The organism is Klebsiella spallanzanii (assembly GCF_902158555.1).
In the GTDB taxonomy this organism is placed as follows: domain Bacteria; phylum Pseudomonadota; class Gammaproteobacteria; order Enterobacterales; family Enterobacteriaceae; genus Klebsiella; species Klebsiella spallanzanii.
On the sequence record NZ_CABGGS010000007.1, the window covers coordinates 120,169 to 133,802 of the forward strand.

Genomic DNA, 13,634 nt, shown 5'->3' on the forward strand with positions numbered 1-13,634 from the left:
CTCAGCCAATCGATGTCAGCACACGCGACAGGCCCGGCGTTTAATCCCCTCGGCCAACGGTGCCTGCCGTCGGCAATTTTGCCTCGTCGTACTGCTGCGGGAAGCGCTGCTGAAAGTAGTGACGCAAAAACTCCACAGTGGTGCGAATCTTCGCTGAGGTCGCCAACCGCGACACGTACACCGCCCAGATATTGGCGGGCTGATAGTATTCCGGCAGCAGGTGCACCAGGTTTCCGCTGGCGATATTTTCACGCACATCCCACCACGAACGCAGCGCGATCCCCTGCCCGTCCAGGCACCATTGATGAACGATCTCGCCGTGATTTGACGACAGCGGACCGGTCACTTTAATCGCGTGTTCGCCCTCTTTGCTGTGCAGTTGCCAGACGCCAAAGGGCCGGTCGCGCTCTTTAATCACCAGGCAAGGCAGCGCGGCGAGATCGCTAAGCTGCTTTGGTCGCGAATAACGGGCCACAAATTCCGGCGAGGCGCAGAGAATACGGTGGTTAGTCGCAAGCTGGCGGGCAATCAGATTGGGGGCAATATCGTCGCCGACGCGAATATCCAGATCGACCCCCTCGTTGGCCAAATCCACCAACCGGTCGGCAACGTCAAAACGGATCTCCAGTTGCGGATACCGGCGGGCCAGCTCGGACAGCGCCGGGGAGACAACCTGACGGCCAAAACCGAAGCTGCTGATAATGCGCAGCGTCCCCTGCGGCACCTGTCGCACATCGGAGAGTTCGTCCATCATCTGGTCGACATCCTGCAAAATGCGCTGCCCCCATTCGTAAATGCGTTCGCCCTCCTCGGTAATGGCGACCCGCCGGGTGGTCCGGTGCAGTAGCTGGACGTTGAGCGTCTGCTCAAGCAACGACACCCGCTTGCTGACAAAAGCCGGAGAAACGCCCAGCTCTTCAGCGGCGGCGGCAAAACCGGCGCGGCGGGCGACCAGCATAAAGACGCGTAAATCGTTCAGCAGCGGCAGATTATTCATGATTCGTGTTTTATGTTTCACCAGTTGACGGGATTAATTATGAATCAGTCAATTATAGGATAGAGGTGAAGTCAATTTCCCTTACCGCAAACTGAGAACAACAATGAATAAAACCTTACGTATTGCCGCCATCCCCGGCGATGGCATCGGAAAAGAAGTGCTGCCTGAGGGCATTCGCGTACTGCAGGCCGCCGCCGAACGCTGGGGACTGGCGTTAAGCTTCGAGCATTTTGAGTGGGCCAGCTGCGATTACTATGCGCAACACGGTAAAATGATGCCCGACGACTGGCACGCGCAGTTGCAAGAGTTTGATGCTATCTACTTCGGCGCGGTCGGCTGGCCGGATATCGTGCCGGATCACATTTCGCTCTGGGGTTCGCTGCTGAAGTTCCGCCGCGAGTTTGACCAGTACGTCAACCTGCGCCCGGTGCGTCTGTTTCCCGGCGTGCCCTGCCCGCTGGCGGGTAAGCAGCCGGGCGATATCGATTTTTACGTGGTGCGCGAGAATACCGAAGGGGAGTATTCCGCCCTCGGCGGACATGTGAATCCGGGCACCGAACATGAAGTGGTGATTCAGGAGTCGGTGTTTACCCGCCGCGGCGTTGATCGGATCCTGCGCTACGCCTTTGAACTGGCGCAAAGCCGCCCGCGCAAAACGTTAACTTCAGCGACCAAATCCAACGGCCTTGCCATCAGCATGCCTTTCTGGGATGAACGCGTGGAAGCGATGGCGCAGCACTACCCGGAGGTGACGTGGGATAAGCAGCATATTGATATTCTGTGCGCCCGCTTTGTGCTGCAACCGGAGCGTTTTGACGTGGTAGTCGGTTCAAACCTGTTCGGCGATATCCTCTCCGATCTCGGCCCGGCCTGTACCGGCACCATCGGGATTGCCCCGTCGGCGAATCTCAATCCGGATCGAACCTTCCCGTCGCTGTTTGAGGCGGTCCACGGTTCCGCGCCGGATATCTACGGCAAAAATATCGCCAATCCTATCGCTACCATCTGGGCCGGGGCGATGATGCTCGACTTCCTCGGCAACGGGGATGAACGCTATCAGGCCGCTCATGACGGCATTCTGGCGGCGATTGAGCAGACCATCGCCAGCGGGCCGAAAACGCCGGATATGAAAGGCACCGCTTCCACCCAGCAGGTGGGCGAAGCGATTTGCCGGGCCATTGCCGGATAAAAGTAGCCCGGACAGGCGCGTCAGCGTCGCCTCCGGGAAGATTTTCATACAGCTGCGGGAATATCTCTGAAACTGCGATATATACAGCGATGCCCTGGTGCCCGCTGAAATCGGTGAACCGGAGGACCGAAGACAAGGGCTGGCCGCCAGGGATGGCGGACAGAGGCGAATCGAGACAGTGATGTCGAGTTGAGCCGACCGCAGGCTGAGGACCGGGAGGTGAGCGCAGTGCGCAGCACCGATTTCCTGGCGGGACCGCGGGGATTGTAAAGGGGGAGACGGTTTTCTCCCCCTTTACCCGTTCACGTTCCACGGTGAGACATTTTCTGCGAAATAGCGGTGAACGGAACCCCTATAACACCGTCCCGGAGGCGGCGCTTGACGCGCCTATCCGGGCTACAACACCGCAGACGATGTCGAACACCGGGGAGATTCTCCGGCCCGAACTACAGCTCCAGCTCGCGCTGCAACAGCGTCGCAATCTCCTCGCTGCTCTCAGCTGTCACCAGCGCCTTGCGGAACTCCTCATGCATAATGCGCCGCGCCAGACGCGAGAAAATACGCATATGCTGATCGCCAGCCGAGTGCTTGTTCAGCGTGAGCATAATGACAAACTGCGCCTCATCGTCGCCCCAGACTACCGGCTGCGCCAGACGAGCAACGCTGATGGTTGACTGCTCAATATGCTCCGATTTGCTGTGCGGAATGGCAAAACTAAACCCTAACCCGGTAGAGAATACCGCTTCGCGGGCCCACAGGTCAGCCTCCAGCTTGCGCGGGTAGCGGCAGCGTCCGGCCAGCAGCAGGTTATCGGTCATGCCCTTAATCACTTCTTCTTTGCTACGCCAGTCGCTGTTCAGCGTAATGCACTGGGCGCTAATCAGCGGCGCATCCTGCTGGGTCATGCGGAACTGGGCCAGCAGATGCTCCACTTCAAGTGAAGTGCGGCACTGCATCGCCTGATTAAGCAACTGACGGCAGGCGCGACTATCAAGCTGCGCCAGACGCGCTTTGGTCGCCGGAATCGACGGCGCGCTCATGCTCAGCTCGTCCAGCCCCAGCCCCACCAGCAGCGGCAGCACCGAACCTTTAGCTCCCAGCTCGCCGCACAGGCCAATCCATTTCCCCTGACGATGCACCGCCTGAACTGCATAATCCAGCGCGCGTAAGAATGCCGGGTTGAGGCTATTGTAGTGACGCGTTACCTTGGCGTTATCGCGATCCACCGCCAGCAGATACTGGGTCAGGTCGTTACTGCCGATACTAAAGAAATCAATTTCTTCGCAGCACTGGTCGATAATAAACATCACCGAAGGCACTTCGAGCATAATGCCCAGCGGGATTTTCTCATCAAACGGAATATGCTCACTGCGCAGCGACTGTTTAGCATCCGCCAGCTGCTCTTTGACCCATAGAATTTCTTCCATTGATGAAATCATCGGGATCATGATTTTCAGCGAACCGTGCGCCGAAGCGCGCAGAATTGCCCGCAGCTGGGTGCGGAACAGCGCCTGATACTCTTCGTAAATACGCACCGCGCGATAGCCGAGGAACGGGTTGTTCTCTGCCGGGATATTGAGATAGGCCACCGGCTTGTCGCCACCAATATCCATGGTGCGAATAATAATGCTGCGCCCGTTGGCCGGTTCCAGCGCCTGGCAGAAGATGTTGTAAAGTTCATTTTCCGACGGCGCGCTCGGGCGGTCCATATACAGCATTTCGGTGCGGAACAGCCCTACCGACTGCGCGCCGTTATTAAATGCCGCCATCGCCTCTACCGAGTGGGCAATGTTCGCCGCCACTTCCAGACGAATACCGTCTTCCGTGCGCCCCTCTTTATCCAGCCAGGTCTGCTGCTGACGGCGAATTTGCTCCTGCACCCACGCTTCCTGTTGATAGTAGCGCGCGACGACTTCATCGGGTTTCACCACCACCAAACCGGCGTTGCCGTCAATCTGCACCTGTTGATCAACCCACGGCAGCAGCGCATCCATATCGACGCCCACCAGGGTCGGAATATTGAACGATCGTGCGAGGATCACCGTGTGCGAAGTGGTTCCGCCGCTGCGCAGCAGCAGTCCTTTGAGCAGCGTTTTATCCAGTTCGAGGAACTGGCTGGGGGTTAATTCATCAGCCAGACAGATAGACTCTTCCGTCAGTTTGCCCGGTACCGGGAAGCGCGATTCGCCGTAGATATGCTGTAGCAGCTGGAAACAGACATCGCGAACGTCCAGCACGCGCTCCTGCAGATAGCTATTGCCGGAGGCGCTGAACTGGGCGCAGAAATGTTCGCTGGTCGCCACCACTGCTTCAGCGCAGCTCAGGCCGGTCAGCAGGCCGCCAAGCAGATGCTGGCGCAGCGAGGCATCGGTCGCTAAAGAACGATGTGCTTCAAGGATCGCGCTGGCGGTGCCGTCGTTATCCAGCAGACGAAACTCAATATTTTTCACCAGCAGCATCAACCCGTTATCCAGCGACGCCTGCTCTTGTTCAATATTTCCCGCCGCCGGCAGCGTGCCTAAATCGCGCAGATCCAGCGATTTAAGATGCGTGAGCCGTCCTCCCGCGCTTCCGGCGCAAACCGGCAACGCATGAAACAAGGTGGGGTTGAGGCGCGAGAGTGATTCCGGAACCGGCTGAACGTCCATTTGATCGACCGTCGGCAGCGGCGCATCGCAGTGCGGAAAATCGTCGATGATAAAGGCCGACAGCGCGTCAAACGCCTGCTGCTCATCCTGACCGCTGATGATCAGCTGACAGCTATCCCCCTTAATGGTGTTGGTGCCAATAATCGCCAGCGCGCTTTTCGCATTCCCGCGCCCTTCGCTACGGGTATTCAACCATTCGACCGAAGACGAAAAAGTATTACATAGCGTTTCTACCAGACTTGCCGGACGCGCATGTACACCGTTGGGCAAATCACATATGAATTCAATTACCAGAGCCATCGTCTTCCTCCTGAACAATGCATTATTGCCTCAAAAGTAAAGAAAGAATCCGCCAGCCACTACGCGACAAAACTGGCAATTACTGGATATTTGTATGCACGGATCTTTTTTATGCTCACCGTCACAAACACGCCAGATAAATAGCTTAAAAACCCCGCAGGACTAAGATTTGAGGTGGATCGCAATTTTCTTCTCGCCTTACAAATATCCAGTAAATGCACTTTTTCTCTACTGTTTTATAAGCCGCCCTTTTTCTAAGGTTGATGCATCAACTCAGTCACGAGCCGCACAGGCTCAGGAGAAAACAATGAACGAACTGGTGCAAATACTAAAAAATACACGCCAGCACCTCATGACCGGGGTTTCACATATGATCCCCTTTGTCGTGTCCGGAGGAATATTGCTGGCCGTCTCCGTTATGTTGTACGGCAAGGGCGCGGTGCCCGATGTTGCCACCGATCCTAATCTGAAAAAACTGTTTGATATCGGCGTGGCCGGTCTGACGTTAATGGTGCCGTTCCTGGCGGCCTATATCGGCTACTCCATTGCCGACCGCGCGGCGCTGGCCCCCTGCGCTATTGGTGCCTGGGTCGGCAACAGCTTCGGCGCCGGTTTCTTCGGCGCGCTGATTGCCGGGATGATTGGCGGCCTGGTGGTTTACTACCTGAAGAAAATCCCAGTGCACAAAGTGCTGCGTTCGGTGATGCCTATCTTCGTTATCCCGATTATCGGCACCTTTATTACCGCCGGGATCATGATGTGGGGCCTCGGTGAACCTATCGGCGCGCTGACCGCCAGCTTAACCGGCTGGCTGCAAGGGATGCGCGAAGGCAGCATCGTCGTGCTGGCGATCATTATGGGCCTGATGCTGGCTTTCGATATGGGCGGGCCAGTAAACAAAGTTGCCTACGCCTTTATGTTGATTTGCGTCTCTCAGGGCGTTTACAGCGTCGTCGCGATTGCCGCCGTTGGCATCGCCGTACCGCCGCTGGGCATGGGGCTGGCAACGCTGATTGGCCGTAAATACTTCTCCGCTGAAGAGCGTGAAACCGGTAAAGCCGCGCTGGTTATGGGATGCGTTGGCGTCACCGAAGGCGCGATTCCTTTCGCCGCCGCTGACCCGCTGCGCGTGATCCCGGCCAACATGATTGGCGCCGCCGCCGGCTGCGTGACCGCCGCGCTGTTCGGTGCCCAGTGCTACGCCGGCTGGGGCGGGCTGATCGTCCTGCCGGTCGTCGAAGGTAAAGGCGGATTTATTGCCGGTCTGGCGGTTGGCGCAGTCGTCAGCGCCGCCTGCGTCATCCTGCTCAAAGCCCTTGCCAAGAAGAAAACGTCAGACGCCAAAGCCGATGACGAGATGGATCTTGATTTCGAAATTAACTGAAAAACTGGAAGGAATATTTTATGACCAAAATTATCGCCGTTACCGCTTGCCCGTCTGGCGTCGCACATACCTATATGGCCGCTGAGTCGCTGGAAAGCGCAGCTAAAGCCAAGGGCTGGCAGGTCAAAGTCGAGACTCAGGGCTCCATCGGCATTGAGAATGAACTGACGGCAGAAGACGTCGCCAGCGCCGACATGGTTATCCTGACCAAAGATATCGGCATCAAGTTCGAAGAGCGTTTTGCCGGGAAAACCATCGTACGCGTCAACATCAGCGATGCCGTGAAGCGCGCCGAAGCCATTATGAACAAAATCGACAGCCACCTTTCTCAGAATGCCTGAATAAAATGCCGGGGCGCGGTCTGCGCCCCGCAAAAAAATAACACGGAGTTTGTCATGACTAATCGCACTCAACGTTTAAAAGACAGTTTGTTCGCTAACCCGCGCGAGATATCCCTCGAGCGCGCCCTGCTCTATACCGCCAGCCATAAGCAGACGGAGGGGGAGCCGGTGATGATCCGCCGGGCGAAAGCGACCGAATGGGTCCTCGACCACGTACAGATTTCGATTCGTGATGATGAACTGATCGCCGGTAACCGGACGATTAAACCACGCGCCGGGATTATCTCCCCGGAGATGGATCCCTACTGGCTGCTTAAAGAATTAGATCAGTTCCCGACCCGTCCGCAGGACCGCTTCAACATTAGCGAAGAAGACAAACGTATCTATCGTGAAGAGCTATTCCCCTACTGGGAAAATCGCTCGATGAAGGACTTCATCAACAGCCAGATGACGGATGAAGTGAAAACCGCCGTCAGCACGCAGATTTTTAGCGTTAACCAGACCGATAAGGGCCAGGGGCATATCATTATTGACTACCCTCGCCTGCTGGAAAACGGCCTGGCCGCGCTGGTGGCGGAGCTGAAAACGGTAAACAAACAGCATCCGCAAAACAGCTTCTATCAGGCGGTACTGATCCTGCTGGAAGCTTCCCAGCGCCATATTCTGCGCTATGCGGCGCTGGCCGATGAAATGGCCGCCAGCTGCGTTGATGAACAGCGGCGTAAAGAACTAGAAACTATCGCCGAAATTTCCCGCCATAACGCGGTGCATCGCCCGGAGGATTTCTGGCAGGCCAGCCAGCTCTTCTGGTATATGAATATCATTTTGCAATATGAATCCAACGCCAGCTCCATTTCGCTGGGGCGCTTTGACCAGTACATGCTGCCGTATTATCAGGCGTCGCTGAATCGCGGCCAGGACCCGCAGTTCCTCAAAGAGCTGCTGGAATCGCTGTGGGTGAAGTGCAACGATATCGTTCTGCTGCGCTCCACCAGCAGCGCGCGCTACTTCGCGGGCTTCCCGACTGGCTACACGGCCCTGCTCGGAGGCCTGACCGAGACCGGGCGCAGCGCGGTGAATATTCTGTCGTTTTTGTCCCTCGACGCCTATCAGAACGTGCGCCTGCCGCAGCCGAACCTCGGCGTGCGGGTCAATGAACTGATCGACCGCCCTTTCCTGCGCAAAACCGCAGAGACCATTCGCCTCGGCACCGGCATTCCGCAAATCTTTAATGATGAAGTGGTGATCCCGGCATTTCTCAACCGCGGCGTTTCTCTGGAAGACGCGCGGGATTACTCGGTGGTCGGCTGCGTTGAGCTGTCTATCCCGGGGCGCACCTACGGCCTGCACGATATCGCGATGTTCAACCTGCTGAAGGTGATGGAAATCGTGATGCTGGAGAACGAAAGCAATCCTGACATCACCTGGGATGGGCTGATCAACCAGATCCGCGACAAGATCCGCTACTACATTAAGCTGATGGTCGAAGGCAGCAATATTTGCGATATTGGCCACCGCGACTGGGCACCGGTTCCCCTGCTCTCTTCATTTATTGAAGATTGCGTGCAGCACGGCAAGGATATTACCGAAGGCGGCGCGCGCTATAACTTCTCCGGAGTCCAGGGCATCGGCATCGCCAACCTCAGCGACTCGCTTCACGCGCTAAAAGGAATGGTATTTGAGCAACAGCGTCTGAGCTTTGCCGAACTGATTGCGGTGCTGAAAGCCAACTTCCAGACGCCGGAAGGTGAAAAAATCCGCGCCCGCCTGATCAACCGCTTTGAGAAATACGGTAACGATATCGACGAAGTGGACAACATCAGCGCCGACCTGCTGCGTTTCTACTGCAAAGAGGTTGAACAGTACCAGAACCCGCGCGGCGGCCATTTCACGCCGGGTTCATATACCGTATCCGCCCACGTGCCGCTGGGTTCAGTGGTTGGCGCGACCCCGGACGGACGCCTGGCCGGGGAGCAACTGGCGGACGGCGGGCTGTCGCCGATGGTCGGTCAGGATTCACAGGGACCGACCGCAGTGCTCAAATCGGTGAGCAAGCTGGATAACTATCTGCTGTCCAACGGCACGCTGCTGAACGTCAAATTCACGCCAGCGACGCTTGCCGGTGATGGCGGTCTGAACAAGCTGGCGGATTTTTTACAGGCTTTCACCAAATTGAAGTTGCAGCATATTCAGTTCAACGTGGTCAACGCCGACACGCTGCGCGAAGCCCAGCAGCGGCCGCAAGATTTTGCCGGTCTGGTGGTACGCGTCGCGGGCTACAGCGCCTTCTTTGTCGAGCTGTCGCAGGAGATTCAGGATGACATTATCCGCCGCACCGCGCATCAGCTGTGAGGTGATGGAAACGCGCGCCGATAAGGCGCGCATTTTTAACATCCAGCGCTACTCTTTGAATGACGGCCAGGGGATCCGCACCGTCGTTTTTTTTAAAGGCTGCCCGCATACCTGCCCATGGTGCGCCAACCCGGAGTCGATCTCGCCGAAAATCCAGACCGTACGCCGGGAGAGCAAGTGCCTGCACTGTTCCCGCTGCCAGCAGGATGTTGTCGAGTGCCCTTCCGGCGCGTGGGAGCAAATTGGCCGCGACGTCACGCTGGATAATCTGCTTAAAGAGGTGCTGAAGGATGAAATCTTCTTCCGCGCCTCCGGCGGCGGCGTCACCCTGTCGGGCGGCGAAGTGCTGATGCAGGCCGAGTTTGCCACCCGTCTTCTGCGCCGTTTACGCGAGTGGGGGATCAGGACCGCGATTGAAACGGCTGGCGATACCGCATTCAGCCGTTTTTTCCCGCTGGCGAAAGAGTGTGATGAAGTCTTATTTGATCTAAAAATTATGGATGAAGCGCTGGCCAGAGGGCAGCTGCTGATGAATATGCCGCGGGTGCTGGATAACTTCAGCCGTCTGATAGAAGCGAATATTCATGTGATACCCCGGGTGCCGTTAATTCCGGGATTTACGCTTAATGAAGAGAATTTCCGCCAGATACTGGCGTTTTTAGCCCCTTTTAAGCTGCCAGAAATTCATCTTCTGCCGTTCCATCAATACGGCGAACCAAAATATCACTTACTGGGAAAAACATGGTCGATGTCGATGATTAAAGCACCTGAAGAATCTGAGATTCAACCATTCAAGACGCTGGCTGAACAGGCCGGTTTTAGCGTGACCATCGGCGGATAACGCCTGGAGGATGCTATGGATTTCAATATCGTTGCCGTAACGGCCTGCGTAAGCGGTGTCGCTCACACTTATATGGCAGCCGAGCGCCTGGAAAAGGTCGGCCACCATGAGAAATGGAATATCAAGATTGAAACGCAAGGAGCGTTGGGGGTGGAGAACAAAATCACGGCGGACGATATTGCCCATGTCGATGTCGTTCTGCTGGTGACGGATATTGAAATCGACGATGCCAAGCGTTTTAGCGGCATCCGCACCATTAAGACCAGCATCAAAACCTTCTTGTTGCAGCCGCAGCAGATTGTCGAAGCGGTGAAATGCATTATGAAAAAGCCAGTGGTCTATATTGAGATCCCTTGAGTGAGGGGTAAGTATGCGCCGCCAGTGATTTTGTAGCCCGGGCAAGGCGCTTGCGCCGCAGCCCGGGGAAATAGCCCCTCAGCAACTTCAAACTTCCCCCGGTCGCGCTGCGCTTACCGGGGCTACAATTCAATTTACGCCACGCCCAGCAGCCATTTCTGCGCCGGCGTCAGGCGGCTGGCGGTTTCCGGCGTCAGCCAGCGCTGCTGATCCTGCTGCGCCGTATCTTCGCGGTCGATATACAAACTGTGCAATACGCGCCTTCTGCTGCCGATACGATTGCGCGTCCCACCGTGCCAGGCATGGGCGTTGTAAATCATTACGCTGCCAGCCGGAGCGGCAAACACCACTTCATCAGGATGCGTCAGCTCTGGATTATCCAACACCTCTTCCGGCAGCTCAGGTCGGTGGTGCGTTCCAGGAATAATGCGCGGCGCACCGTTTTCCGCACTTAAATCATCAATAGCCCAGATAGCATTAACCAGATGCACTTTCGGGAAATCCGGACGCGGTTTTTTCCAGTCCGCATGCAACGGCTGGTGGCCGCCGTTAAACAGCGCTTCCCGCGCGTTCAGGCTGGAGACTTTAAAATCACCCTGAAAAATATACTGGCAGGCAGAGAGGACCAGCGGATGAGACCAGACTTTCTCCCAAACCACCCCTTTATTAATCAGATTGGCAATGCGCGTTGCCGTCGCTTCCTGATGATGTTCAATCGCCAGGTTATCGCCCTCTTTTTCGACGATAGCATCGATAAGCGTACGCATCGCCTCCAGCCATTCCGGGTCCGCCACGTTATGCACAACGGTATAGCCCAGGGTATCCAGCTCCTGTTTCATTTTCGAGGACAGCGCGATGTTAGCCCCCAGCGCATCCAGATAAACCGCAGATTGTTGTTCCATATTTATATTCCTTAACTTATCGATAACACAAAACAAACTCTAATCTGTGCCGACCGGGAATTCATGAGGCCAAAACTACGAAAAACTGGACAAGCGTACGCGGCAGGAAAAAGTGTGATGGCTATCAAAATCCAGCGTTTTTTCAATCTATTCCGGAGCTATCAATAACCAACCGGGCTGATGCAGAACAAATCAGTGTTGATAAAATAGATTATAATCAACAGGATAATGGTTCTCTTCTAAGGCTTACGGCATGATTGACGATCTGGCAGATATTTTAAATCGCTTAGTAAATCAGAAGGATAATCTGCACGTCAGATTTCCAGAGCCGGATATCTCCGAACCTGCGCTGGCGTTTAAAGTCCCCTTCCCGCGGCTGGAGATTGTGCTGGAGGGTGAACTCAAGGAAAGCGGGCTACCGTTGTCGGAACCGGTATTATCCGCCTCGCAGGTGCTCTACGTTCAGGCGGGTAAATGGACGTTGCCGGAATGGACCGGATCGGCATCAACGCTAAGCATCCTGTTTGGTCGCCAGAAGCTCGGATTTTGCGTGCAGTACTGGGACGGCAAGCAGTTGAGAACCGAGAAGCAGAACGTTGCTCGCCTCGGGCCACGCGTGGGCTCCTACCTGCTGCTGTCGCTCAATGAAATCTGCCTGCAGCCGGACCCGGTGACCGCCAGGCTGGTGGTCTCTGCGCTCTTAAGCCACTGCCTTGAGCAACTGGTTGGCCTGGAGATGCGGGTCAGCCGCAGCCGCGATCTGTTTATGGCGGTGCAGGATTATCTGGAAGAACATCTCAGCCAACCCCTGACCCGCGAGTCGGTAGCGAAACGCTTTCATATCACACCTAACTATCTTTCGCATATTTTCCAGAAATCAGGTTCCGTCGGCTTCAACGAATTCCTTACCAGCGTGCGCCTGGAGAAAGCGAAAAAGCTGCTGCGCGGCTACGATCTGAAAGTAAAAGAGATCGCCCATAACTGCGGATTCGTCGACAGCAACTATTTCTGTCGGGTGTTTAAACGCTATACCGAGCGCTCGCCTTCCGAATATCGCCGCCACTGCCGCAGCGCGCAGCAGGGATGATTCAGGCCGCGCTATGCGGCCCACTCCACGCGCCCGCGACCGTTATTTTTCGCCTTGTAGAGCGCGTCATCGACCTTTTTAATAAACTCATTCTGCGGTTCATCCTGTTTGCGCAGGCCGACGCCAATGCTTACCGACAGCGGATTATCGTGATTAATCAGGATTGCGCGGGCATTTTGCAAAATTGACTGCGCCAGTTCATCAACTTCCTGCGCTGACAGACCATCAACAATAATGGCGAACTCTTCTCCGCCGATCCTCGATGGCAACACCTTATCGCTGGTCAGCTTCGCCAGCTGCTTACCGAGGGCAAACAACACTTCATCCCCCACCAGATGCCCATAGGTATCATTAATTTTCTTAAAGTAGTCGATATCGACAATCATTAGCGCCAGCGGATGTCCCTCTTTCTCACGAATGGTGTCGATAAAAAAGCGGCGGTTTGGCAACTGGGTCAGCTCATCCTTTAGCGATTGAGAACGCGCATCGACGTACAGAAGATTGATACGCTCGATGATTTTGTAGATCCCAATAGCGGTCAGCAGCATCCCGGACAGGCGCAAGAGATCTTCACAGTAGTAGCCCATCCAGCGCGGCTGGCGGAAAATTTCGTCCATCAGGTCAAACGTTCCCCCGGCAATCCACAGCAGCAGCCCGTAGCGTACCCAGTTAACCGCCACGTGATTCATGCGCACTTTGGTCGAACTCCACAGTATAAACAGCAGAAAAAACAGCGCCAACAGGTCGATATACATTCCAGGATTAGACAAAATCACGCTCCAGGGCCCCAGCGTCGGCGACACAAATGCACACAGGCCGGATACGGCAACGATCGTCAGAAATGCGGGAAGAAAATGCGTTCGGGAAATAGTGGAAGGGGGTTGGATATTGATATTTTTTTCGCGTTCAGGCATGGGTAGGTCTCTCAACAACGTGGCTTACCATGTGTTAAGCATACCAGCCAACGGTGTTCGAGCGAACTTTAAAGGCGCATTGCCCGTAAATGGGGGATATCAGCGAAAGAGAGAGTGGACTTGTAAGTATCCCGGCAAAACGAACCATTCACTTTTAGAGATCTTCCGACATACTGATAATGTCCCCTGAGGAGATCGCTATGCGTAAGATCCGATTCACTGAACACCAGATCATCGCCGTTCTGAAGTCCGTCGAAGCCGGACGTACCGTCAAGGATGTGTGCCGTGAGGCCGCTATTTCGGAAGCCAGCTATTACAACTG

12 protein-coding genes are annotated in these 13,634 nt (G+C 55.6%); 8 read left to right on the forward strand and 4 right to left on the reverse strand.

What is annotated here, in order from left to right; translation table 11 throughout:
* Positions 1 to 40: 40 nt before the first annotated feature.
* On the reverse strand, positions 41 to 1,018 hold the full coding sequence (locus FN082_RS09710; protein ID WP_185931925.1) for a LysR substrate-binding domain-containing protein: 978 nt from the start codon (positions 1,016 to 1,018) through the stop codon (positions 41 to 43).
* Between the two features lie 82 nt (positions 1,019 to 1,100).
* Between FN082_RS09710 and FN082_RS09715 the strand changes: the two genes are divergently transcribed.
* Positions 1,101 to 2,186 (forward strand): tartrate dehydrogenase, encoded by a 1,086-nt coding sequence (locus FN082_RS09715; RefSeq protein WP_142981499.1) that lies wholly within the window; start codon positions 1,101 to 1,103, stop codon positions 2,184 to 2,186.
* Positions 2,187 to 2,632: 446 nt separating this feature from the next.
* Here the strand turns inward: FN082_RS09715 and ptsP are convergent, their stop codons facing one another.
* The gene (ptsP, locus tag FN082_RS09720; RefSeq protein WP_142981500.1) at positions 2,633 to 5,134 is read right to left on the reverse strand and encodes a phosphoenolpyruvate--protein phosphotransferase; all 2,502 of its coding nucleotides are present in this window, start codon (positions 5,132 to 5,134) and stop codon (positions 2,633 to 2,635) included.
* A gap of 307 nt (positions 5,135 to 5,441) precedes the next feature.
* Between ptsP and FN082_RS09725 the strand changes: the two genes are divergently transcribed.
* Genes FN082_RS09725 through FN082_RS09745 form a run of 5 tightly spaced genes read left to right on the forward strand, consistent with a single transcriptional unit; the run spans position 5,442 to position 10,409 of the window.
* Positions 5,442 to 6,518, forward strand: coding sequence for a PTS fructose transporter subunit EIIC (locus FN082_RS09725; protein WP_139541145.1), 1,077 nt, complete (start codon positions 5,442 to 5,444; stop codon positions 6,516 to 6,518).
* Positions 6,519 to 6,538: 20 nt separating this feature from the next.
* The gene (locus tag FN082_RS09730) at positions 6,539 to 6,859 is read left to right on the forward strand and encodes a PTS fructose-like transporter subunit IIB (RefSeq protein WP_004100938.1); all 321 of its coding nucleotides are present in this window, start codon (positions 6,539 to 6,541) and stop codon (positions 6,857 to 6,859) included.
* 54 nt (positions 6,860 to 6,913) lie between these two features.
* Positions 6,914 to 9,211 carry a formate C-acetyltransferase gene (locus FN082_RS09735; protein ID WP_142981501.1) on the forward strand — a complete coding sequence of 766 codons (2,298 nt, stop codon included), beginning with the start codon at positions 6,914 to 6,916 and terminating at the stop codon, positions 9,209 to 9,211.
* Entirely contained in the window at positions 9,177 to 10,052 is an 876-nt protein-coding gene (locus FN082_RS09740; RefSeq protein ID WP_139541143.1) for a [formate-C-acetyltransferase]-activating enzyme, read from the forward strand. Before FN082_RS09735 ends, FN082_RS09740 begins: the two co-directional genes overlap by 35 nt.
* Positions 10,053 to 10,067: 15 nt before the next feature.
* Positions 10,068 to 10,409 carry a PTS fructose-like transporter subunit IIB gene (locus FN082_RS09745; RefSeq protein ID WP_110277185.1) on the forward strand — a complete coding sequence of 114 codons (342 nt, stop codon included), beginning with the start codon at positions 10,068 to 10,070 and terminating at the stop codon, positions 10,407 to 10,409.
* A gap of 134 nt (positions 10,410 to 10,543) precedes the next feature.
* On the opposite strand, the gene FN082_RS09750 is transcribed toward FN082_RS09745, so the two are convergent.
* Positions 10,544 to 11,311, reverse strand: a complete 768-nt coding sequence (locus FN082_RS09750; RefSeq protein WP_142463946.1) for a phytanoyl-CoA dioxygenase family protein — start codon at positions 11,309 to 11,311, stop codon at positions 10,544 to 10,546.
* Positions 11,312 to 11,564: 253 nt separating this feature from the next.
* Here FN082_RS09750 and FN082_RS09755 point away from each other — a divergent pair, with 253 nt between their 5' ends.
* Entirely contained in the window at positions 11,565 to 12,398 is an 834-nt protein-coding gene (locus tag FN082_RS09755; protein ID WP_142981502.1) for a helix-turn-helix transcriptional regulator, read from the forward strand.
* A gap of 11 nt (positions 12,399 to 12,409) precedes the next feature.
* Here FN082_RS09755 and FN082_RS09760 read toward each other — a convergent pair whose 3' ends face one another.
* Positions 12,410 to 13,312: a GGDEF domain-containing protein gene (locus FN082_RS09760; protein WP_142981503.1), complete on the reverse strand. Its 903-nt coding sequence runs from the start codon at positions 13,310 to 13,312 to the stop codon at positions 12,410 to 12,412.
* Positions 13,313 to 13,512: 200 nt separating this feature from the next.
* On the opposite strand from FN082_RS09760, the gene FN082_RS09765 reads away from it, so the two are divergent.
* A partial coding sequence (locus tag FN082_RS09765) for a transposase (protein ID WP_142981504.1) occupies positions 13,513 to 13,634 on the forward strand: 122 nt, incomplete at its 3' end.

Excerpts from the sequence above, each read along its gene's own strand:
- FN082_RS09715 (WP_142981499.1), top strand. The coding sequence starts at position 1,101 with ATGAATAAAACCTTACGTATTGCCGCCATCCCCGGCGATGGCATCGGA.
- ptsP (WP_142981500.1), bottom strand. The coding sequence starts at position 5,134 with ATGGCTCTGGTAATTGAATTCATATGTGATTTGCCCAACGGTGTACAT.
- FN082_RS09725 (WP_139541145.1), top strand. The coding sequence starts at position 5,442 with ATGAACGAACTGGTGCAAATACTAAAAAATACACGCCAGCACCTCATG.
- FN082_RS09730 (WP_004100938.1), top strand. The coding sequence starts at position 6,539 with ATGACCAAAATTATCGCCGTTACCGCTTGCCCGTCTGGCGTCGCACAT.
- FN082_RS09735 (WP_142981501.1), top strand. The coding sequence starts at position 6,914 with ATGACTAATCGCACTCAACGTTTAAAAGACAGTTTGTTCGCTAACCCG.
- FN082_RS09740 (WP_139541143.1), top strand. The coding sequence starts at position 9,177 with ATGACATTATCCGCCGCACCGCGCATCAGCTGTGAGGTGATGGAAACG.
- FN082_RS09745 (WP_110277185.1), top strand. The coding sequence starts at position 10,068 with ATGGATTTCAATATCGTTGCCGTAACGGCCTGCGTAAGCGGTGTCGCT.
- FN082_RS09750 (WP_142463946.1), bottom strand. The coding sequence starts at position 11,311 with ATGGAACAACAATCTGCGGTTTATCTGGATGCGCTGGGGGCTAACATC.
- FN082_RS09755 (WP_142981502.1), top strand. The coding sequence starts at position 11,565 with ATGATTGACGATCTGGCAGATATTTTAAATCGCTTAGTAAATCAGAAG.
- FN082_RS09760 (WP_142981503.1), bottom strand. The coding sequence starts at position 13,312 with ATGCCTGAACGCGAAAAAAATATCAATATCCAACCCCCTTCCACTATT.